Genomic DNA, 20,648 nt, shown 5'->3' on the forward strand with positions numbered 1-20,648 from the left:
CGGCGACGTCCCATCCCCGTCGCCGGGGGTGGCCGTCCCCTTTTCACCCGGGGGTAGGCCGTCTACCTGTAGGCCTCCGCGAAACGGAGGGAAGGATCGCGCTCGGCGAGGCCGAAGCCGAGCTGGGTGTACAGCTCCAGCTGGTCGAAGTACTCACGGTGCGCGACGATCTTGCCGTGATCGACGAAGGTCGAGCAGGTGGCCCGGAAGACGACGTGCCGGCCGCTCCCCTGGACCTCGCGCCCGTCGGGCAGCAGGAAGGGGCCTTCGTGGGTGCCGGTGACCGTCCATTCCGTCACCGCGGGGTTGTCGGCGTCGCCCACCTCGAACACGGGCGTCTGGTGGAAGTCGGGGAACCCTTTGAAGAACTGCTGGTAGAGCCAGGCGATCTGCTCACGTCCTTCGGCGATGCCCACCGGCGAGACGAAGACGGCGTCCGGGCTGTAGAAGTCGAGCACTCGTTCCATGTCGTGAGCGTTGACCGCGTCGCACAAACGATGTTTCAGATCCCAGAATTCAGACATGGCGTGATCCTCCGCAGGGGGCGCTGCCCTCCCACGCTACCCAGCCGGCGGCCAAGCCTCCCTCACAGCCGCGTCATGCCGGGGTCAGGTGTGCGACGCGATCTTTCCCCCGGGGCCGCCGGCCGTTCCCTCGGGCCGGCGGCTCCCGGCGACGGTGCACGGTGCCGGGCTCAGCCGGTGACGCTGGGCCGGCCGTTCTCGATGTGGCCCATCAGGCGCCGGCCGAACGACGGGTCCTCCTCGCAGGAGACCTGGACGTCGTACCAGCCGTGCGCCGCCTTGGCCGGCCAGGGCACCTGCCTGCGCTCCCCGGGCCGCAGGACGACCGCCATGTCCCGCTCCTGGTAGGCCAGCGCGCGGACGCGCAGCTTGACCCGCTGGGTGCCGGCGTTCTCGAACACGAGGGTCAGCCGCTGCGCGCCGCCGTCGATCTCCGAGCGGAGCCGCACGCCCGCCGCCGCGCCCGTGAGCGACCCGCCGAACTCCCTGCGGAAGCCGTTCGGGCCGGTCAGCACCAGCTCGTAGCGGTCGCCGGGCACCTGGACGGCCCGGGTGGCCTCCCCGCGCACGTCGAGGTGCAACGGCGCGGCGAGCTCGCCCGCGTAGGGGTAGAGCGCCAGGTGGACGCTCTCGGCGCCCCGGTTGGCGAGGGTCAGGGTCAGCGTCCTGCCCGCCAGCCGGGCCGAGGCGTCCGGCTGGTAGGGCAGCGGGCGGGCCGGGCGGACGCCCTCCTCCTGCACGGGCATCCGCTGGTCGGCGGGCGGGGCCGGCCGCCAGCGCCCGGTGAACGGCGGGACCTCGGCGGGATGGGCGGGCGCGGGCCGCGGGCCCGCCGCGGTGAAGTCGAACGCCGAGGTGAGGTCGCCGGAGACCGTGCGCCTCCAGGCCGAGACGTCGGGGAAGCGGACCTTCAGCCAGCTCTCCAGGAACCGCACCGTGGAGGAGTGGTCGAAGATCTGCGAGCAGACGTACCCGCCGACGGTCCACGGCGAGACGACGATCATGGGCACGCGGACGCCCAGGCCGATCGGCTTGCCGTCGTAGTACTCCTCGGCCCGCTCGGCCGGCGGCCGCGGCGGCGGCACGTGGTCGAAGAAGCCGTCGTTCTCGTCGTAGGTGATGAACAGCGCGGTCGAGCGCCACACCTCGGGGGTGGAGGCGATCGCGTCGAGGATGTCCCAGGTGATCCGCGCGCTCTGGACCGGAGAGGACGCGCTCGGGTGCTCGGAGTCGGCCGCCGACGGGACGATGTAGCTCACCTCGGGCAGCCGGCCCGCCTCGACGTCGGCCCGGAAGCTCGACGCGAGCGTCCCCGGCCGCACCCGGCGCAGCGCGCGGTCGTACAGCGCGCGCTCTGCGGGGGTCAGCGCGGCCGCGCCCTCGTCCAGGCGGGCCAGCATCTGCTCGCGCTGCGCCTCGCCGGCCCGGCCGAGGGCCGAGTAGAAGGAGTCCATGCTCTGGAAGTCGCCGCGCAGCGCCTTGCGCGCGATGCGGCGGAAGGTGGCGAAGAACTCCAGGTTGTTGTCCTCGTAGTTGTCCCACTCCTGGTACACCTGCCAGGATCGCCCGGCGGCCTGCAGGACCTCCCCGGCGTTGCCCCAGGTGTAGCCGGCGTGGGTGTCCTCGTCGTAGGCGCTGTTGTCGATCGCCCGCTTGGTCGTGCCGGGCTCGTAGCCGGTGTGCCCGCTCACGTGGTAGTTGCGGTTGGGGCTGGTGGAGGACAGCACCGAGCAGAAGTACTGGTCGCAGATGGTGAAGGTGTCGGCGAGCTCGTACTGCAGCGGGATGTCCCGGCGCTCGTAGTAGGTCATGGTCGAGGCGCTCTTGGCGCCGATCCAGCCGTTGTGCCAGCCGCCCGCGGCCGCCTGCTGCCCGTCGCTCCAGCCGTGCGGCAGCGCCGAGATCCACTGCAGGTCCTTGCCGACCACGCCCGCGGCCGCGCGCACCGGGAAGGGCAGCACATGACCGGCGCCGTCCGGCTGCTCGAAGACCGGGCCGCCGTCCGGCAGTCTGATCGCGTTGCGGTCGCCGAACCCGCGCACGCCGCGCAGCCCGCCGAAGTAGTGGTCGAACGACCGGTTCTCCTGCATGAGGAAGACGACGTGCTTGATCGCCGACAGGCCGCCTGAGGGGGCCGGCATGGCCATGGCCGCGTGGACGGACGGCGGCAGCACCGACGCCGCCGCGGCGCCGGCGCCGGCGACGAGGAACCCTCTGCGGGACAGGCCCTGGGACATCATGGTCCTTTCCGGCGGCCTCAGCATCCCAGTGCCTGCGCATAGCAACAGGACGACGCACAACGGCATTTCCGGTTAACCGTTGACGAATCTCGGCACGGCGAAGCGCCGGGGCGCCCGGGGGCGTCTCGCGCCGGGCCGCGGCGTGCCCGCGGGGAGGGCCGCCGCTCGTGGCCCTCCCCGCGGTGCGATGCCCTCGGGGGATCAGTACACGAAGACGCTGCCCGCGTTGAAGCTGATGCTCGGGTAGCTGCCGGGGTAAATGGGCAGGGGGGTGCCGGTGCAGTTGGTGTTGGTCCACAACGTGGCTACCTGGGTGGCGGTGTTGATCGCCGAGTGGGCCCGCCCCGAGCCCCAGCCGTGTGCGGCGAGATCGACGCAGACGCCCGCGGGAGGAATCAGCGACAGCGCGGTGAACCTCGCGCCGGTGTACCCGGTGCCCTCGAATAAGCAGAGGGTGCGGCTGAACTCGCACGTCCCGGCGAGCGCCGAGGTCGACGAGGCGGCGGCGGGGGTGGCGGTGAGGCCGCCGGCGAGCAACGCCGCCGCCGCCAGCGACGCCGCGACCGCGAACCTGCCCTTGAGGTTGATCCTGGAAGCGTTCACTTTCTCTCCCTTTTATGCTCGATGAAACCCTGACGGCGGCAAGAAGAATGGATTTCCGCCACCTGGCGCATAACGCGGTCGCGCATGCGCGCCTTTGCTCGGTAAGCGTTTTCGGCCGCGCGGAATAGGCGGAACGGGTGCCGGCGCGACCGGCGGTCGGAATACGACGTGGAACCTCGCGCGTCCCGCGCGGCGGGACACGCGTAAGTGCGCCTCACCGGCCATGTGACCGGCGCGGACACGACTACGGTCAAAATTCGGACGGAAATTCGGGAGGGCGGGCGCGATGGGACGATGAGCGGCTGCGCCGTGCCTCGCGACGGTTCGATGGAAAGCGGTCCGGATGGCCCAGGGCTCGCCAGGGCGCCGGCTTCGTGGCTCTGAACAGTGCCTTTCTCACACTCACGGCGTCCCCGTACGCAGTCGAATGGTGGAGAAACAGGAATCACTTACCGAGCAGTCGAACGCGCAGAAAAGTAACACATCATTGACCACAGCCGCAAGATCCCGAACAAGCGGCCATTCGCGGGAATTGCGCGCCGGACAAGAGGTCCGCCCCGCCGACCGGAAGGTCTTCTCGCGCGCCCGGACGCGTCCCTGGCCGCCGAAAGGTCGCACCGGGAGAGACGACGGTGCCCCCCGGCTGCCCGGCGGCGGAGAGCGGATCTCAGGCGGTGACGGGGGACGCCGGGGTGAGCGCCACCGCCGCCTCGGCGGTGTGCACCAGGAAGGTCAGCGTCTCCTGGAAGTAGAGCTCGACGCTGGTGGCGTCGTGGGACAGGTAGCCGATCGACAGGTCCTGGCCGATGCACAGTTCGAAGTCGCCGCCGCGGCTGGACAGCAGGAAGGCCCCGTCGATGGCGGGCGCCCAGATGATCCGCCCGTCGAGAAGCCGCGCGATGTGCTCGATGACCGGGTAGCCGTGGACGGCGGTCTCGCTCACCGCCGTGTAGGCGTCCGCGCTCAGCGCCAGGTCGTACGGGCCGCCGACGCCGGCCAGGCGCAGCGCCGAGATGGCCCGGCTCACCACGTCGGGGTAGTCGCCCACCTCGGCCGGCAGCGTCAGCGCCGGGTTGGAGGAGCTGTCGCGGATGCCCGCGATGCCCGCCGCCGCGTACCCCTGGAACACGGCGCGGTCCTCGGCGAAGGCGACGCGCTTGGCGGCGTCCTTCACCGGCTGCCAGTCGGCGTCCTTGGCGCCCCGCTCGACGTCGTCCACCTGGCGCCGGTCGACGGTGAACGGCACCCGCAGCTCCAGGATCGGCTGGGACCGGCGGGTGCGGGCGACCACCCCCGACGCGGGCGGCTCGATGGCGTCCAGGTGGCCGGTCGAGACCGCGGCCAGCTCCAGCCCGGCCGGCTCGGGGACGTCGACGACCCGCCGGCCGGCCACGTGGCGCTGGAACGTGCGCCGCGCCTCCTCCGAGAGGTCGGCCCACGCCGCGTCGGAGATGGGTGCCAGTTCGCGGTGCAAGTTGTTCATCGGGACGTGCTCCTCTTGAGATCGCCGATGCCAAGCGACCCGTCGTCCGGGACCTGGACCTCGGGGTTCGTAACGGCTCCGGCCGCGATGCCGGCGCCCGGCGGGTCTGGGAGGTCGTCGAGGAAGTCGATGGTGGGCACGAAGAACAGCGTGCCGGTCACCGCCATGGAGAAGTCGAGGATGCGGTCGTGGTTGCCCGGCGGGTCCCCGAGGAACATGTTGTCCAGCATCTTCTCGGTGACGGCGGGGGTGCGGGCGTACCCGATGAAGTAGGTGCCGAACTCCCCCTTGCCGACGTTGCCGAACGGCATGTTGTCGCGCAGGATGCGCCGCTCGGTGCCGTCCGGGTCGGTGATCGTGGTGAGGGCGACGTGCGAGTCGTCCGGCTTGACGGCGTCCTCCAGTTCGATGTTGGACAGCTTGGTCCGCCCGATCACCTTCTCCTGTTCGTCGACCGGCAGGGCGTTCCACGCCTGCAGGTCGTGCAGGTACTTCTGCACGATGACGTAGCTGCCGCCGGCGAACTCCTCGTCCTCCGGGCCGACCAGGACGGCCTCGCTCGCCACCGGGCCGACCGGGTTCTCCGTGCCGTCGACGAAGCCGAGCAGGTCGCGCACGTCGAAGTACTTGAAGCCCTGGACCTCGTCGCGGACCACCACGGCGCCGCGCAGCCGGTCCATGATCTGCGAGGCCAGTTCGAAGCACAGGTCCAGCCGCATCGCCCGGATGTGGAACAGCAGGTCGCCCGGCGTGGACACCGCGCGGTGCCGCGGGCCGTCCAGCTCCCGGAACTCGTGCAGCTCGGCCGGGCGCGGCCCGGCGAACAGGCGGTCCCACGCCTTGGACCCGATGCCGGCGACGACGCTCAGCCTGCCGTCGGCGGCGCGGAAGCCGACCGACCGCTGCAACGCCGGCAGGTCGGTCAGCAGTTCCCTGGCGACCGGCTCGCCGCCCGGGGCGACCGTGACCACCAGGAAGATCGCCGTCGTCGTCAGCGGGCTCAGCACCGGCTGCGGGACGGCCGGTCTGCCGGGCGGCCCGGCGGGCACCTGCTGCGTCATCTCAACGCCCCTCCCCTGCGTTCGCACCTCAGTAGCACAGCCTGTCAGCCGCGCCCGCCGGTGCTCGTGCCGGGGGCGGTGTCAGGCCGTCAGGTCCAGCGCGAGGGTCGCGACGGCGAGCAGCAGGAACACGCCCGCCAGGGCGAACTGGCCGGTGTAGTCGCCCGCGCGGACGTGGGTGTACAGGGCGCAGACGAAGAACAGGACCAGGCCGGCGGCGGCGGCCGTGCCGACCAGCGGCACGCCGAGCAGGCCGAGCAGCAGGCCGGCGGCGCCGGCCGTCTTGAGGGTGCCGATCGGGAAGCTCAGCCACGACTCGGGCACGCCGGCCTTGGCCATGCCGGGCAGGATCGGCCTCCAGTGCAGCAGGGCGGCGACGCCCGAGAAGGTGTTGGCGCCGGCGGTCACCAGGCCGACGGCGACGTAAGGGTTGCTCATGCGCGAGGTCCAGACTTTCGATGACGGCCGGGCCCTTCACAGGCCCTTCGCAGGCTTCGGCAGGAGCCCGGCACGTCGGAATGGCAGATGGATGAACCGGGCGAACCCGGCGAGATCAGCGGAGGCAGACCCGGGGTTACCGGGCGCTACGGAGGCGGATCCGGGTCACGACCGGAGACTGCGGCAGATCGGGGGTCACCGGCGGAACCGAGGGCGGGCCGGGGTCATGGGCGGAAGGCGTCGGCGTGTTCGGCGGCCCATTGGGCGAACGTGCGGCCGGGACGGCCGGTGACGGCCTCCACGACGCCGCTCACCGTGGAGCCCGCCTTGTGCGCGGCGCCGTACACCTTGAGCAGGAACTCGACCTTCTCGCCGTCGCCGATCGCCGGGTCGTCGCCGAACACCTTGAACAGCAGCATCTCCGGCGGCCTGCCCCGCTCGATCCACTCCGCGCGGGTCTGCTCGGGAGTGAGCTCCTCGAGCCGCAGGTCCTGGCCGGTGGCCTCGGCGAGGATGCGGATCTTGTCGCGGGGGGTCAGGACCTCGGGCCCGGTGATGAGGTAGGTGTGCCCCGCGTGGCCCTCCTCGGTGAGGGCCGCCGCCGCCACGGCCGCGATGTCGGACTCGTGGACCGGCGCGCTGCGGCGCTCACCGTACGGCTCGCGGACGACGCCCCGCGCGCGCAGCCGCCCGGCCCAGTCGGCCAGGGTGTTGCCCATGAACTCGACGGGCTTGAGCTTGGTCCACTCCAGCGCGCTCGCCTGGACGGCCGGCTCCAGGGTGCCCTCCTGCCAGCCGCCCAGCATGGTGACCCTGGTGACGCCGGCCCGCGCCGCCGCCGCCGCGATCTCCGGCCCGTTCCACAGCGGCCGGTAGTCGCCGGCGAAGTTGATCAGGTGCGCGGCGGTCACACCGTCGAGCACGGGCGCGAGTCCGGCGGCGTCGGTGAGGTCGCCGGCGACGACCTCCACGCCCTGCGGCAGAGCGGCCCGCGCGGGGTCGCGGGTCAGCGCCCGCACCTTGTGGCCGGACTCCAGCAGGTGCCGGACGAGGTGGCGGCCGACGGTGCCGGTCGCCCCGGTGACCAGGATGGTCATGGCATGCTCCCTTGTCGGGGTTCGGGATTGTCCGGACCCAAGAGGCACAGGCGGCGCCGGGTGTGACATCGCGGACGGCCGGTGAGACGTAGGTCACCTCCCGCCGCCGGATGTCACACCGCCGGCCGCCGGCGCCTCTCATGGGGAAGGAGCGGCACGACATAAGGACCATCCATGCCTGACATCCCCGAAGACCCCACCACCGGCCCCTCCGGCCACCCCCAGGCCCCGGACCCCGCCGGCCCGGGTCCCGCGCAGGACGCGACGCGGGTGTTCGCGGGGTATCGGGAGCTGCTGTTCTCGATCGTGTACAACCTGCTGGGGAACGTGGCCGACACCGAGGACATCCTGCAGGACACCTGGCTGTCGTGGGCGGCCAGACACCGGGACCCGGCGGCCGGGGAGATCGAGAACCGGCGCGCCTATCTGGTGCGCATCGCGGTCAACCACGCGCTGGCACGGCAGAGCGCGATCCGGCGCCGCCGGGAGACCTACGTGGGCCCCTGGCTGCCCGAGCCGCTGGTGTCCGGCGACCCGCCGCCGGACCCGGCCGAGCCGGCCCTGCGGGCGGAGTCGGTGTCGATGGCGCTGCTGGTGGTGCTGGAGACGCTCACCCCGCTGGAGCGCGCGGTCTTCGTCCTGCACGAGGTGTTCGGCTACGCTCACCCCGAGATCGCCGGCATCCTCGGCCGCACCCCGGCGGCCGTCCGGCAGCTCTCGCACCGCGCCCGCGAGCACGTGCACGCCCGCCGCCCGCGCTACCAGGCCGACCCGCGCGTCCAGCGGCAGGCGACCGAGCGCTTCCTCGCCGCGGCGCTGGGCGGCGATCTGGACGCCCTGCTGCGGATCCTGGCCCCGGACGTGACGATGTGGACCGACGGCGGCGGCAAGGCGCGGGCCAGTGTCCTGCGCCCGGTGCAGGGCCGCGACAGGGTCGCCCGCATGATCGTCGGCGTGACGTCCCGGGCGCCGGAGGAGCTGGAGGTGCGCTACCGGACGGTCAACGGCGACCCGTCGGCGGTGCTGTTCGCCGACGACTCCCCCTTCGCCGTCATGGTCATCGACCTCACCCCGGACGGCGAGCAGGTCCGCGGCATCTACACCGTCACCAACCCCGACAAACTCTCCCGAGTCCCGGACGGGGCGGAACCACCCGCCGCAGCCGAACCCCCATCGGAGGACCCCGGCGGGCAGGCGCCGTGACGGCCTGACCCGCGACGGCAGGCCCGTCACGGGCAGGACCCCGGCCGGCGGGACGCCACGCTCGGCGGCACGCCGGCCGGCCGCTGGGACAGCCCGGCCGGCCGGGCCCGCGGCCGGCGCGTTGCGCTCCGGTGTCAGCCGGCGCGCGGCGGCAGCACCTGGACGGTGTCCCCCACCGGGCGCTCGCCCGTCGCGTCCGAGGGGTGGTTGACCAGCGCGCCGTTCACCGCCATGGCGGTGGAACCCCCGCCGTCCAGGTTGATCGCCCGCACCGCGCCGAGCGACCGCATGAAGGCCGCGCCCTCGGCGAGGGTGAAGCCCTCGCTGCCGCCGCTCAGACGGCCGTCCACGGTGGCGAGCAGCAGCCGGCCCCGCCCGTCGACGCCGGCCATCGTCCGGGGCTGGCGGTTGTTGGCCCACGCGAAGCCGAAGGACAGGTCGGCCGGGTCGACGGTGCCCTCGGCGACGGCGTCGATGTGGACGCGCCCGTCCTCGACCAGGGTCGGCGCAGCGCTGACGACGCTGTCGTCCGGGCCGAGTTCGACCCGCCGCCCGCCGGCCTCGCGGACGACCTCCGTCACCGTGATCCTCTTGCCGGGCTCGGCGTGGGCGGTGAGCCAGCCGCCCGCGGCGCCGACGCCCTGCAGCACGGTCTGGGCGGGCGCGACGGCGCCGCCGCGCGCGCCCACCGACACCACGCGGTCCTTGGCGTCGAGCACCACCTGGGTGCCCGGGCCGGACGGCAGGTCATGGCCGTAGGCGCCGGTGAAGCGGACCAGGTCGTCGGCCAGGGTGCAGGTGAGGTCCTGGCGCGGCTCGGAGGTGGGCGCCGCCCCGGGCCGGCCGCAGTTGCGCAGCAGTCCAGGGGTGCGGTTGAGGCCCTGGACGGCGTAGGCGGCGCGGCCGGCGCGCGCGGTGACGGTCGTGGTCAGGTCGGCGATCCTGGGGTGCCGGCCGCCGTCCTTGAGGATCAGCGCGGCGCGCGCGCCCGACGCCATCGAGGTCAGCTCGCCGCCGTAGGCGCCGGCGCCGGCCATGGTGCCCTGCACGCCGTCGGCGCTGGAGGTGAGGAAGAAGCCGCCGTTGACCCCGACCAGCGAGCCGAGCTTGGCGGCCACCGACGAGGTCGTCTCGCGCTGGGCCACGTTGCCGTCGTGCGTGGCCCGCACCGTGCCGCGGAAGACCCGCGGGTCGATGATCGCGACGTGGAGGTTCTCCACGTCGGCCGGCTGGTCGGCGTCGTAGCCGGTCCACTCGGCGACGGCGTGGAACCCGGCGGCGACGATCTTCGCCGCCGCGGCCTTGGCCGCGTCTTGGGAGGGGTGGGAGCCGACCCGGACCCGGACGCCCATCAGCCCGCGCGGGGTGTCGGCGTAGCCGGGCCAGGCGATCGGGGTCGTCACGGGCTCGAAGCCGGCGGCGCGCAGCCTGTCCGCGGTCTCGGCGGCCCACGCCGGCGTCCCGACGGTGGCCCAGGCCTGCGCGCCGGTGAAGCGCGCCGTCACCGGGGCCTGCACCGTGACGGTCCAGCTCGGCGCGGCGGCCGGGTCGGTGATGGTCCCCGTGCGCACCTCGCGTCACCGACGTGACGACCCGGGAGGGCTAGACGGCCCGACCTCGGTCCTGGCCTCGCCGGCGGTGGGGAGGCCGTGGCCGGCCAGGAGCCGGTTGACCGCCTGCTGGGCGGTGACGACGTCCTCCAGGGCGCCGCGCACGCCGGTGAGCGGCGGCTCGCCGAGGGTGACCATCTCGTGGAAGGCGACCAGCTCGCGCTCGAAGGACGGGGTGACGTCCTGGAAGGACAGGCGTCCCTGGACGCTCACGTCGGTGAGCCGGGCCGCCGCGCCGAGCAGGTACGGCGTGGGGAAGACCACCTCGAACGAGCCCGTCGCGTGGTGCACGGACACGGTCTCGCGGTAGGAGGGATAGCCCTCCAGATAGTGCCAGTGGACGGCGTACCTGCCGCCGGTCCGCAACGGCCCCGACAGCTCCACCGATCGCCCGCCCGGCCCGGGCCAGGTGGCCGCGTGGTCCACGCCGCCCGGCCCGCCGGCGAGCAGGCGCAGCAGCGACAGGTCGTGGCAGATGCTGTTGAGGATCGTCATGTAGAGCCACCGCGCCTCTGTCCCGGCCTCGCCGATGGCGGCGCGCACCAGTTCGTCGTCCCGGGCGCGGAGCCGGTCGGCCACCTCGGCGGGCACGTCGCCGGCCGGCGGAGGGAGCCGGGCGAAGGCGAGCTGCGAGCCGTCGCCCGGGTGCAGCACGGTCACCTGGACGGCGCGCACGCCGGTCAGGCGCCCGGCCATCCGCTGCACGGCGGGGTCGTACTGCTTCATGTACCCGACCATCAGCCGGGGTCGCTCGGGGTCCTCCAGCGCGGCGATCTGGTCGACCTCGGCGCGGGTGTAGGCGAGCGGCTTCTCGCACAGGACGGCGTGGCCGCGGCGGAGCGCGTCGGCGACCACGTGGCCGTGCGAGCCGGAGGTCAGCACCAGCAGGGCGTCGAAGCCGCCGCCGTCGAGCATCGCGGTCACGTCGGTGTGGCGCCGGGCCACGCCGTACCGGTCGGCGACCCGGCGGGTCAGCGACGGCGAGATGTCGCACACCGCCACCACCTCGAACAGATCGCTCCGCCGCTCCAGCAGGGGCAGATGCACCGTCTGGGCGATGGCGCCGAGCCCGGCGACCGCCACCTTCAGCCTCACGAACCCACTCCCTCGAGCAACGCGCGGCCGCCCACCGGCCGGCCGGCGGAGATCGGGCCGCTGCCACGGACCGGCCCACCACCCCTGTGAGAATAATGAAGCGTTCGACCCATGTATCCGATGACCACGTACGCAAGATCGCGCACCCGCGGCAGTGCTTCCGCGCGAGGCGGTGGTTCCGCGAGAGTAGGACCGAAGGACGGGCATGGCGAGGATGCGAGGCGGGTGATCTGGACATCGTGCGCACGAACCCGCCCGTGGAACCGGTGACCGGCGTCGCACCGCATGACGCGGGGGTAGGGGTGATCGAGGTATGAGACTGACCATTCTCGGCGGCGGCGGCTTCCGGGTCCCGCTGGTCTACCGGGCGCTGCTCGGGGACCGCGGACAGGGCAGGGTGACCCACGTCACCCTGCACGACCTGGACCACTCCCGCATCGCGGCGATCGGCCGGGTGCTCGCCGAGCAGGCGCGGGAGGTCCCCGGCGCCCCGGAGGTGCGGATCACCACCGACCTGGACGAGGCCGTCACCGGCGCCGACTTCGTCTTCTCGGCGATCCGCGTCGGCGGCCTCGAAGGGCGGGCCGTGGACGAGCGGGTCGCCCTGGAGGAAGGCGTGCTCGGCCAGGAGACGGTGGGCGCCGGCGGCATCGCCTACGGGCTGCGCACGCTGCCGGTGGCCGTGCACATCGCCCGCCGGGTGGCCGCCCTCGCCCCGGACGCCTGGGTCATCAACTTCACCAACCCGGCGGGCACCGTCACCGAGGCGATGTCCCGCCACCTCGGCGACCGCGTCATCGGCATCTGCGACTCGCCGGTGGGCCTCGGCCGGCGGGTGGCGCACGCGCTCGGCGTCGACCCCTCGGCGGTCCGGCTGGACTACGCCGGCCTGAACCACCTGGGCTGGCTGCGCGCCGTGCGCGTGGGCGGCCGCGACCTGCTGCCCGGTCTGCTCGCCGACGACGCCGCCGTGACCTCCTTCGAGGAGGGCAAGCTGTTCGGCGGCGAGTGGCTGCGCACCATCGGCGCCATCCCGAACGAGTATCTGCACTACTACTACTTCCATCGCGAGGCGGTGGAGGCCGCGCGCGCCGCCCGGAGCACGCGGGGGGCGCTGCTCATCGAGCAGCAGCGGCGCTTCTACGCCGAGACCGACGGCTCGGCGCTCGAGCTGTGGGAGAGCACCCGGCTGGAGCGCGAGACGACCTACATGGCCGAGAACCGCGAGGCCGCCGGCGCCGGCGAGCGGGCGTCCAGCGACCTTGCGTCCGGCGGCTACGACCGGGTCGCCCTGGCGCTCATGCGCGCGATCGCGCTGGACGAGCGCACGACGCTCATCCTCAACGTCCGCAACCGCGGCTCCATCGCCGCCCTCGACGAAGACGCCGTGGTCGAGGTGCCCTGCTTCGTCGACGCCAACGGCGCCCGCCCGATGGTGGTGGACCCGCTGCCCGGCCACGCCCAGGGCCTGGTCACCAGCGTCAAGGCGGCCGAGCGCGCGGTGATCGAGGCGGCGGCCACCGGCTCGCGCCGCGCCGCCCTGCGCGCCTTCGCCGTCCACCCACTGGTGGACTCCGTCGCACTCGCCGGACGGCTGCTCGAACGATACGAACGGGAACTGCCCCAGCTCGGCTACCTGGGCGGAGGGAACTGACCCCGGGCGCACGACGACGCGAGCCCGTCGATGCGCGCATCGACGGGGTGTGCGCGGCGACCGCCTGATCACCCGCGCGAGCCTGGGTGTGACACACCCACCGTGGATGCGCCGGAACGCCGTACGTTGACAGAATGGAGGTTCTGGCTGACTTGCTGCGCGCGCTGCGCGAGACGGCGCCGCCGCCCGGTGCCCCGGTCCGGGCGGACGGCCACCGGCGGCCCCCGGGGCTGCGACGGGAAGAGGTGGCCGCGCTCGCCGGCCTGCATCCCGCGTACTACGCACGGCTTGAGCAGGGGCTCGAGCGAGATCCCCCCGACTGGGTGCTGGTGGCCCTGGCGCGGGTCTTCGACCTCGACGCGGCGGGAGCCGAGCGGATGTACCTGCTCGCCCACCCGCCCGCGGGGCCGACCCGGCTCTCCCAGCGGGTGCGCTGGACCGTGGAGAACTGGCACACCGCCCCGGTGTTCGCCGTCAACCGGCGGCTGGACGTGCTGGCCGCCAACGGCATGGCGCGCATCCTGTTCGACGGCATGGACCACACCGACAACCTGATGCGGCACGCCTTCCTCGCCCCCGCCGCGCAGGAGTTCTTCCCCGAGTGGGAGCGGGAGGCCGGCTCGAAGGTCGCCCATCTCCGCGAGGCCGCCACCGAGGCCCCCGCCGAGGCCGACCGCGACCGCCCCGAGCTGTACGAGCTGGTCGACCAGCTCTCCTCGGAAAGCGCCGACTTTCAGCGGATGTGGTCCCGCCAGGACGTCGAGGTCGACGAGTACAAGCGCATGTACCACCACGCGGTGGGCGAGATCCTGCTCCGGCACGACACGCTGACCGTGCGCAGCGCCCCCGGCGTGCTGCTCTACGTGTGCCACGCCGAGCCCGGCACCCCCTCCGAGGAGGCCCTCACCCTCCTCGGCATCCTCGCCGCCGGCGAGACGAGCCCGGGGCGTCCCTAGTCCCGCCGAGCCCGGCCGCCTTGCTCGCCCCAGGGCGGCCGGCGATCATCCCCCGCGCCGGATCGCCCCCCGCGGATGCCCTGCGCATGCCGGCCCGGTGATCTCCCGGGACCGGGGCGCCGGGGTCACGCCAGGGCGTGGGCCGGGGTCCACAGGGCGTCGATGGCCCGCTGCGCCGCCGTGAGGCTCTCGGCGGCCTGCGGGATCAGCTCGGCCATCGCCGGCTGCACCTCCGCGAGGGTGAGCTCGGCGGTGATGAAGCGCGGTTCCAGACCCGTCATCGAGATCCCGTGCGGCAGCCACGACTGGGCGTGGTCCCAGCCCTCGCGCGGCGTGCCCTCGCCGTACCCGCCGCCGCGGGAGGCGATGACCACGAAGTCCCTGCCGCCGAGCAGGCCCGCCCCCGTGGCGGGGTCGGTGGACAGCCCCGGGGCGATCAGGTGGTCGACCCACGCCTTTACCGTGCTGGGCACGCCGAAGTTGTACAGCGGCAGGCCCAGCACGATCGTGTCGGCCTCCCGGATCTCGCCGATCAGTTGCGCGGTCAGCGCCCAGGAGGCGGCCTGGGCGGGGGTGTGCTGCTCGGCGGGCACCATTCGTGCCAGCCCTCCGGCCTCGTCGAAGTGCGGCAGCGGGTGACGGCCCAGGTCACGGTAGGTGACGGTGCCGCCGGGGTGTGCCGCGCGCCAGCCCTCGACGGCCCGGGCCGTGAGCCTGCGGCTGACCGAGTGCTCGCCCCGGATGCTGGCGTCGATGTGCAACAGATGAGCCATGTCGCTTCTCCTCCACAAATCGTTTGTGTAGGACAAATCATTAGTGCCCCACCGACCGAACGTCAAGTCGGCTAGACTTCTCGCCATGACCTCCCCGCCGGCCGCCGACCGGCAGTCGCACCGGTCGGGCCCCCTGCTCGACCACCTGGCGCGCCGCGTGCGGCTCCGCGCCGAGACGGTGCTCGTCCCTCTCGGCCTGCGCCCGCGCCACCTCGTCGCCCTGACGGTGCTGCGCGCCCAGGGCGGGTGCTCCCAGCAGTCGCTCGCCGCGACGCTCGAGATGGACGGCACCAACATCGTCGGGCTGCTGAACGAGCTCGAGACGGGCGATCTCATCGCGCGCCGACGCTCCCCCGAAGACCGCCGGCGCCACATCGTCGAGCTCACCCCCGCGGGCACCGATCTGCTGTGCCAGGCCGAATGCGCCATGGCCGCCGCCGAGGACGAGGTCTTCGGCGCCCTCGACCAGGCCGAGCGTGAGAGCCTCTACGCCCTGCTCAGCAAGGCCGCGACCGGCTCCGAGATCCCCTGCGCCGCCGCCGACTCCGCCGCCGAGGCCGCGGCCTCCTGCGCCGCCGCGGAATCCGCGGCATTCTGCGCCGCCGCCGACCACGACTGAGGGCCGGCGGTGGGCGCCGACCCGGTCGGCTATGCCGTCCTGGACCTGGAGACGACCGGCCTGCGGCCCTCACGGCACCGCGTCGTCGAGATCGGCGTGGTGCACCTGGCCCCCAGCGGCCGGTTCACCGGCCAGTGGTGCACCTTGCTCGACCCCGGAGGCGACCTCGGGCCGCGGAGCGTCCACGGCCTCACGGCCGCGGACGTCCGCGACGCCCCCGCGTTCGGCGACATCGCCGGCACGCTCACGGGCCTGCTGCGCGGCCGGGTGCCCGTCGCGCACAACCTGCGCTTCGACCTGGCCTTCCTTCGCCGGGAGTTCGACCGGCTCGGGGCGGGGCTCCCGCGCCTGGACCGCATCGGCGTGTGCACGATGGCCGAGGCCGCCCGGCTGCTCGCCTACGCGCCGCGTTCCCTCGCCGCCTGCTGCGCCGCGGCCGGCGTCCGCCTCGAACGGCGCCATGACGCGCTGGCCGACGCCCGTGCCACGGCCGGCCTCCTGCAGTACTACCTCGACGTGACCGCCCCCGCCCCGCCGTGGCATGGGCGCCTGGCCGAGGCCGCCGAGGTGCGCTGGCCGGACGTCCCCGGCACTGCCCCACCGCGCGCGCGGCCAGGCGCCGCCCGCCACGGGAGCGGCGCCGGCGACCGCTGAGCACACAGGCGTGCCGTAGGACGCCGGCGGGCCGCGGGCTGTCGACCTCCAGGCGCGCGGTCCAGGCGCGCGGTCCAGGCGCGCGGTCCAGGCGCGCGGTCCAGGCGCGCGGTCGGGGGCGGGCCGGTCGGTCACCCGCGCCGGCCGCCCGGTCAGGCGGTGGCGACGGCGTCGAGATAGGTCCAGGCGCCCTGGTGGCGGGCGAAGCGGCTCTTCTCCCGCAGTTCGCCGGGACGCCCACGGTAGGTGTAGCCGGCGCGGAAGGTGACCGTGCCGTCGGTGTGGACGGGGCTGCCACCGGAGACGTCCTCGATCTCCAGGCCGGTCCACCGCATGCCGCGCTCGAACTCCACGCGCGGCGGCCGGGTCGTCGGATGCCAGGTGCGCAGCAGATACGCCTCGTCCTCGACCGCGAACGCGGCGTAGCGCGAGCGCATGAGCGCCTCGGCCGTCGGCGCGGCGGCGCCGGCGTGGAACCGGCCGCAGCACTCGCCGTAGGCGGCGGGCAGGCCGCAGGGGCAGGCCCGCTCCGCGCGCGGCGGCGTACGCCGGGGTGGGGAGCCGTGCTTCACCCCGCGAGGCTACCGTGCGGCCGGCGCCTGGAGCGCGCGCCCGGAGTCCGCTCCATGCGAGCCCTCAGCGCCCGGTCCACACGAGCCACCGGCACCCGCTCCACACGAGCCGCCGGCGTGTCCGATTCCGTCGTTGGCGTGATCCCGCCACGCCCGGCGCGGGACGCGCGGAGGCGGGGTGGCCGGGCCACCTTGGGACGGCGTTCCCGCAGGTCGGCGCCACTTGGCCGACCGGTGGAGACGGCCGGTCCGCGCCCGATCCTCACATATGCGTGTTAATTCTTGTTTAACGTGCTTTGTCCCACTCTTGCCGTGAAAGCCACGATCCAACCACGATGCTCCACGTGGGTGTGCAAGATCCCCTTATAACCCCTTTTTCCGTCCCCCACGGGTACCCCACGGCCCGTGAAGGAGATCGTGTGTCCATCCCCCGCCTCTGGCGAGCGGCCCTGATCGGGACCACCGCACTCGCCCTGCTGGCCCCCCAATCAGTGGCGTACAGCGCCACGCAGGCCGCCCCCGCGTCCGACAAGATCGATCGCGTGGTCCGGGCCGACCTGTCCAAGGACGACAAGGCCACCTTCTGGGTGCGCCTGAAGGACGGCGCCGACCTGCGCGCCGCGCGCGCGGCCAAGACCAAGGCCGACAAGGGCCGCCAGGTCTACCGCGCCAAGACCGAGACCGCCGCCTCCTCCCAGGCGGGCCTGCGCAAACTGCTGAAGGCCGCGCACGCCGACTTCACCCCCTTCTGGATCGTCAACGCCGTCAAGGTGACCGGCGACGCGGCCTTGGCGGCCGACATCGCCGAGCTCCCCGAGGTGGCGGCGATCGAGCCGTCCAAGGTCGTCCCGCTACCCGACCCCGCGCCGGGCACGGCCAAGGCCACGACCGCCTCCGTCGAGTGGAACATCGACCGCATCAACGCCCCCAAGGTGTGGAACGAGCTCGGCGACCACGGCGAGGGCGTCACCATCGCCAGCATCGACACCGGCGTGCAGTGGGACCACCCCGCGCTGGTCTCCCAATACCGCGGGACCGGACCGGACGGCACCGTCGACCACGACTACAACTGGTACGACCCCGCCGGCGCCTGCCCCTCCAAGGCCCCGTGCGACGACCGCGGCCACGGCACCCACACCATGGGCACCATGGTCGGCGACGACGGCGGCGCCAACGCCATCGGCGTCGCCCCCGGCGCCAAGTGGATCGCCGCGAAGGCGTGCTTCACCGTCGGCGGGTGCCCCGACTACGCCCTGCTCGCCGCCGGGCAGTGGATCATCGCGCCCACCGACCTGAACAACCAGAATCCCCGGCCCGACCTCGCCCCCGACATCGTCAACAACTCCTGGGGCGGCGAGGGCATCGACCTCTGGTACACCGACATGGTGTCGGCATGGGTCGCCGCCGGCATCTTCCCCGCCTTCTCCAACGGCAACGCGGGCCCGGCGTGCGGCACCACCGGCACGCCCGGCGGCTACGTCGCCAGCTACAGCGCGGGCGCGTTCGACGCGAGCGGCCACATCGCCTACTTCTCCTCCCGGGGCCCCGGCGAGAACGGCGAGACCAAGCCGAACATCTCCGCGCCCGGCGTCGACATCCGCTCCGCGCTGCCCGGCGGCGGCTACGGCCTGAAGTCCGGCACCTCGATGGCCAGCCCTCACGTCGCCGCGACGGTGGCGCTCATGTGGTCGGCCTCCCCGTTCCTGCGCAACGACGTGGACAACACGCGCGCGCTGCTCGACGGCACGGCGGTCGACGTCGACGACGAGGGCTGCGGCGGCACCGCGCAGGACAACTTCGTCTGGGGCGAGGGCATGCTGGACGCCTACGCCGCGGTCAAGGCCACCCCGGCCGGCGAGCTCGGCACGCTGACCGGCAGGGTCACCTCGGGCGGCTCTCCCGTCGAGGGAGCCACCGTGAGCGTCTCGGGCCCGCTGAGCCGCGCCGTCCCCACCGCGCAGGACGGCACCTACACCCTCCCCCGCCTGCTGAGCGGCGAGTACAAGCTCACGGTGAAGAAGTTCACCTACGACGACGCGACCGCGACCGTCACCGTCTCCACCGACCGGACCGTCACCCAGGACCTGACGCTGACCGCTCAGGAGCTGAGCACGGTGTCGGGAACGGTCACCAGCGTCGGACAGCCCGAGCCGGGCGCCACCGTGACCGCGGCCGGCACCCCGGCCACCACGGTCACCGACGCGAACGGCCGCTACGAGCTGCGGCTGCCGCACAAGACCTACGACCTCAAGGCCGCACCGACCTCGCTGTGCTCGGAGAAGACCACCGTGCCCGTCACGGTGACCGGTGACACGGCCAAGGACATCGAGCTGACCGTCCGCAGTGACGCCTTCGGGCACACCTGCAGGAGCGACGCCAAGCCGTTCGTCAAGGGCACGCACCTGGAGCCGCTGGTCTGGGACGACGAGACCCAGACGGTCGGCCTGCCCTTCGCCTTCCCGTTCTACGGCAAGACCTACACCAGCGGCGTCGTCAGCACCAACGGCTACGTCAGCTTCGACGCCAACCGCTACTCCTTCCCGACCCACGGCCCGCTGCCCTCCACCGACGGGCCCAACGCCGCGATCTACCCGTACTGGGCCGACCTGCAGATCATCGAGGGCGAGGGCGGGCTCTACACCTCGACCATCGGCACGGCGCCGAACCGTACCTTCGTCCTCGAATGGCGCAACGCGCGGTTCCTCGGCGTCGACGGGATCATCTCCTTCGAGGCGCTGCTCGGCGAGGACGGCTCGGTCGAGTTCCGCTACAGCGGAATCGACGACACCTACAAGGCCGGTCAGAAGGCCACGGTCGGCATCGAGAACGGGGACGGCACCGACGCGTTGCAGTACTCCCTGGACGACGCGGCGGTTCGCGACGACCAGACGCTGGTCTTCGCCGCTCGGGGTCACGGACTGGCGGCCGGGACCGTCACCGACGCCAACGACGGCAAGCCCCTGGCCGGCGCGACGGTGAAGGTGGGCGACGCGGCCTCCTTCACCACCGCGGCCGACGGCACCTTCCTCGGACAGGTTCCCGCCGGGGACTACGAGCTGGAGGTCTCAGCGGAGAACTACGGCACCTTCACCAAGGAGGTCACCGTCACCGCCGGCGCGCGCAGCGCGTTCGACACCGCGCTCGCCACCGGCCGGGTCACCGCCTCGACCGGGCGGCTCACCCTGGTCATGCCCGCCTCCGCCACCAGGAAGGGCAGCGTCGAGCTGTCCAACACCGGCGCGGACGCGACCTACACCGTCGAGTCCGACCCCGCCCAGACCTGGCTGACGGTCACCCCGGCGAGCGGGCGCATCGCGGCGGGCGGATCGGTGACCCTCCAGGTCACCGCCTCCAGCTCCGGCGTCCGGCCGGGTGAGTTCCGCTCCAGCGCGCTGGTCGTGCGCTCCTCCAGCGGCCGGGCTCCGGCCTTCCCGGTCGTCGTGACCGTCGTGGTGCCCAAGCTGCGGGTCGCCATCGACGCCGGCGGTGACAAGAGCACCGTCGACGCCGCGGGCGACACCTGGACGGCCGACCGGCGGTACGCCCCTGGCGGCAGCGGCCACGTGGGCGAGGGCAAGGCGTCCACGACGAAGAGCACGATCTCCGGCACCACCGACCAGGCGCTGTTCGCCAGCGCCCGGGAAGGGATGCACGGCTACCGGTTCGACGGCGTGCCCGACGGCGTCTACACCGTCGAGCTCGGCTTCGCCGAGACCCGGAACAAGCGGCCGGGCCAGCGCGTCTTCGACGTCCGCATCGACGGCGAGGTCGCGGCGCAAGCGCTCGACATCGCCCGCGAGGCCGGCCAGAACGCCGCGCTGACCCGGCAGTACACGGTGAAGGTCACCGGCGGACGGCTCGACGTGAACTTCGTCGCACGGACCGGCGATCCGATCGTCAGCGCCATCCGCCTCACCGAACGCCCCGACAAGACGGCCGGCTGACCCTCGCCCGTCCCCCGTCCCCCGACCACCGGCCCGTCGCTGTCGCGGCGGGCCGGTCCCATGCCCGGCGGCTCCATTCCCGCCGTCCACTGACCCGCCGGCCACCACGACGCCCGCCCGGC

At 73.3% G+C, this 20,648-nt stretch carries 17 protein-coding genes; 6 read left to right on the forward strand and 11 right to left on the reverse strand.

What is annotated here, in order from left to right; genetic code table 11:
- Nucleotides 1-62 precede the first annotated feature (62 nt).
- From ABZT47_RS05530 to ABZT47_RS05560, 7 genes are all read right to left on the reverse strand, one after another.
- Nucleotides 63-524 carry an ester cyclase gene (locus ABZT47_RS05530; RefSeq protein ID WP_354836490.1) on the reverse strand — a complete coding sequence of 154 codons (462 nt, stop codon included), beginning with the start codon at nucleotides 522-524 and terminating at the stop codon, nucleotides 63-65.
- Between the two features lie 170 nt (nucleotides 525-694).
- Entirely contained in the window at nucleotides 695-2,761 is a 2,067-nt protein-coding gene (locus ABZT47_RS05535; protein WP_354836492.1) for a phosphocholine-specific phospholipase C, read from the reverse strand.
- Nucleotides 2,762-2,965: 204 nt separating this feature from the next.
- On the reverse strand, nucleotides 2,966-3,367 hold the full coding sequence (locus ABZT47_RS05540) for a peptidase inhibitor family I36 protein (RefSeq protein ID WP_354836494.1): 402 nt from the start codon (nucleotides 3,365-3,367) through the stop codon (nucleotides 2,966-2,968).
- 667 nt (nucleotides 3,368-4,034) lie between these two features.
- Complete coding sequence (locus tag ABZT47_RS05545) at nucleotides 4,035-4,850, reverse strand: family 1 encapsulin nanocompartment shell protein (protein WP_354836496.1); 816 nt, start codon at nucleotides 4,848-4,850, stop codon at nucleotides 4,035-4,037.
- On the reverse strand, nucleotides 4,847-5,911 hold the full coding sequence (locus tag ABZT47_RS05550; protein ID WP_354836498.1) for a Dyp-type peroxidase: 1,065 nt from the start codon (nucleotides 5,909-5,911) through the stop codon (nucleotides 4,847-4,849). Before ABZT47_RS05550 ends, ABZT47_RS05545 begins: the two co-directional genes overlap by 4 nt.
- An 81-nt stretch (nucleotides 5,912-5,992) precedes the next feature.
- Nucleotides 5,993-6,349: a DoxX family protein gene (locus ABZT47_RS05555; RefSeq protein WP_354836500.1), complete on the reverse strand. Its 357-nt coding sequence runs from the start codon at nucleotides 6,347-6,349 to the stop codon at nucleotides 5,993-5,995.
- 224 nt (nucleotides 6,350-6,573) lie between these two features.
- Nucleotides 6,574-7,446 (reverse strand): NAD(P)H-binding protein, encoded by an 873-nt coding sequence (locus ABZT47_RS05560; protein ID WP_354836502.1) that lies wholly within the window; start codon nucleotides 7,444-7,446, stop codon nucleotides 6,574-6,576.
- Between the two features lie 174 nt (nucleotides 7,447-7,620).
- On the opposite strand from ABZT47_RS05560, the gene sigJ reads away from it, so the two are divergent.
- A complete protein-coding gene (sigJ, locus tag ABZT47_RS05565) occupies nucleotides 7,621-8,649 on the forward strand; it encodes an RNA polymerase sigma factor SigJ (RefSeq protein WP_354836504.1) in 1,029 nt (342 codons plus the stop codon).
- Nucleotides 8,650-8,783: 134 nt separating this feature from the next.
- On the opposite strand, the gene ABZT47_RS05570 is transcribed toward sigJ, so the two are convergent.
- Entirely contained in the window at nucleotides 8,784-10,220 is a 1,437-nt protein-coding gene (locus ABZT47_RS05570) for a phosphodiester glycosidase family protein (RefSeq protein WP_354836506.1), read from the reverse strand.
- 6 nt (nucleotides 10,221-10,226) lie between these two features.
- Nucleotides 10,227-11,354 (reverse strand): Gfo/Idh/MocA family oxidoreductase, encoded by a 1,128-nt coding sequence (locus tag ABZT47_RS05575; protein ID WP_354836508.1) that lies wholly within the window; start codon nucleotides 11,352-11,354, stop codon nucleotides 10,227-10,229.
- A 313-nt stretch (nucleotides 11,355-11,667) separates the two neighbouring features.
- On the opposite strand from ABZT47_RS05575, the gene ABZT47_RS05580 reads away from it, so the two are divergent.
- Nucleotides 11,668-13,008 carry a 6-phospho-beta-glucosidase gene (locus tag ABZT47_RS05580; RefSeq protein ID WP_354836510.1) on the forward strand — a complete coding sequence of 447 codons (1,341 nt, stop codon included), beginning with the start codon at nucleotides 11,668-11,670 and terminating at the stop codon, nucleotides 13,006-13,008.
- A gap of 134 nt (nucleotides 13,009-13,142) precedes the next feature.
- A complete protein-coding gene (locus ABZT47_RS05585; RefSeq protein ID WP_354836512.1) occupies nucleotides 13,143-13,964 on the forward strand; it encodes a helix-turn-helix transcriptional regulator in 822 nt (273 codons plus the stop codon).
- 125 nt (nucleotides 13,965-14,089) lie between these two features.
- Here the strand turns inward: ABZT47_RS05585 and ABZT47_RS05590 are convergent, their stop codons facing one another.
- The gene (locus ABZT47_RS05590) at nucleotides 14,090-14,737 is read right to left on the reverse strand and encodes an NAD(P)H-dependent oxidoreductase (RefSeq protein WP_354836514.1); all 648 of its coding nucleotides are present in this window, start codon (nucleotides 14,735-14,737) and stop codon (nucleotides 14,090-14,092) included.
- 85 nt (nucleotides 14,738-14,822) lie between these two features.
- Between ABZT47_RS05590 and ABZT47_RS05595 the strand changes: the two genes are divergently transcribed.
- Together ABZT47_RS05595 and ABZT47_RS05600 are read left to right on the forward strand one after the other, a co-directional pair.
- Nucleotides 14,823-15,356 carry a MarR family winged helix-turn-helix transcriptional regulator gene (locus ABZT47_RS05595; protein WP_354836516.1) on the forward strand — a complete coding sequence of 178 codons (534 nt, stop codon included), beginning with the start codon at nucleotides 14,823-14,825 and terminating at the stop codon, nucleotides 15,354-15,356.
- Nucleotides 15,357-15,365: 9 nt separating this feature from the next.
- Nucleotides 15,366-16,010: a 3'-5' exonuclease gene (locus ABZT47_RS05600; protein ID WP_354836518.1), complete on the forward strand. Its 645-nt coding sequence runs from the start codon at nucleotides 15,366-15,368 to the stop codon at nucleotides 16,008-16,010.
- Nucleotides 16,011-16,162: 152 nt separating this feature from the next.
- On the opposite strand, the gene ABZT47_RS05605 is transcribed toward ABZT47_RS05600, so the two are convergent.
- Nucleotides 16,163-16,582: a YchJ family metal-binding protein gene (locus tag ABZT47_RS05605; RefSeq protein WP_354836520.1), complete on the reverse strand. Its 420-nt coding sequence runs from the start codon at nucleotides 16,580-16,582 to the stop codon at nucleotides 16,163-16,165.
- Between the two features lie 419 nt (nucleotides 16,583-17,001).
- Here ABZT47_RS05605 and ABZT47_RS05610 point away from each other — a divergent pair, with 419 nt between their 5' ends.
- Nucleotides 17,002-20,526, forward strand: a complete 3,525-nt coding sequence (locus ABZT47_RS05610; protein ID WP_354836522.1) for a S8 family serine peptidase — start codon at nucleotides 17,002-17,004, stop codon at nucleotides 20,524-20,526.
- The last annotated feature ends 122 nt before the right edge of the window (nucleotides 20,527-20,648 follow it).

The organism is Sphaerisporangium sp. NPDC005289 (assembly GCF_040607455.1).
Lineage (GTDB): Bacteria > Actinomycetota > Actinomycetes > Streptosporangiales > Streptosporangiaceae > Sphaerisporangium > Sphaerisporangium rhizosphaerae.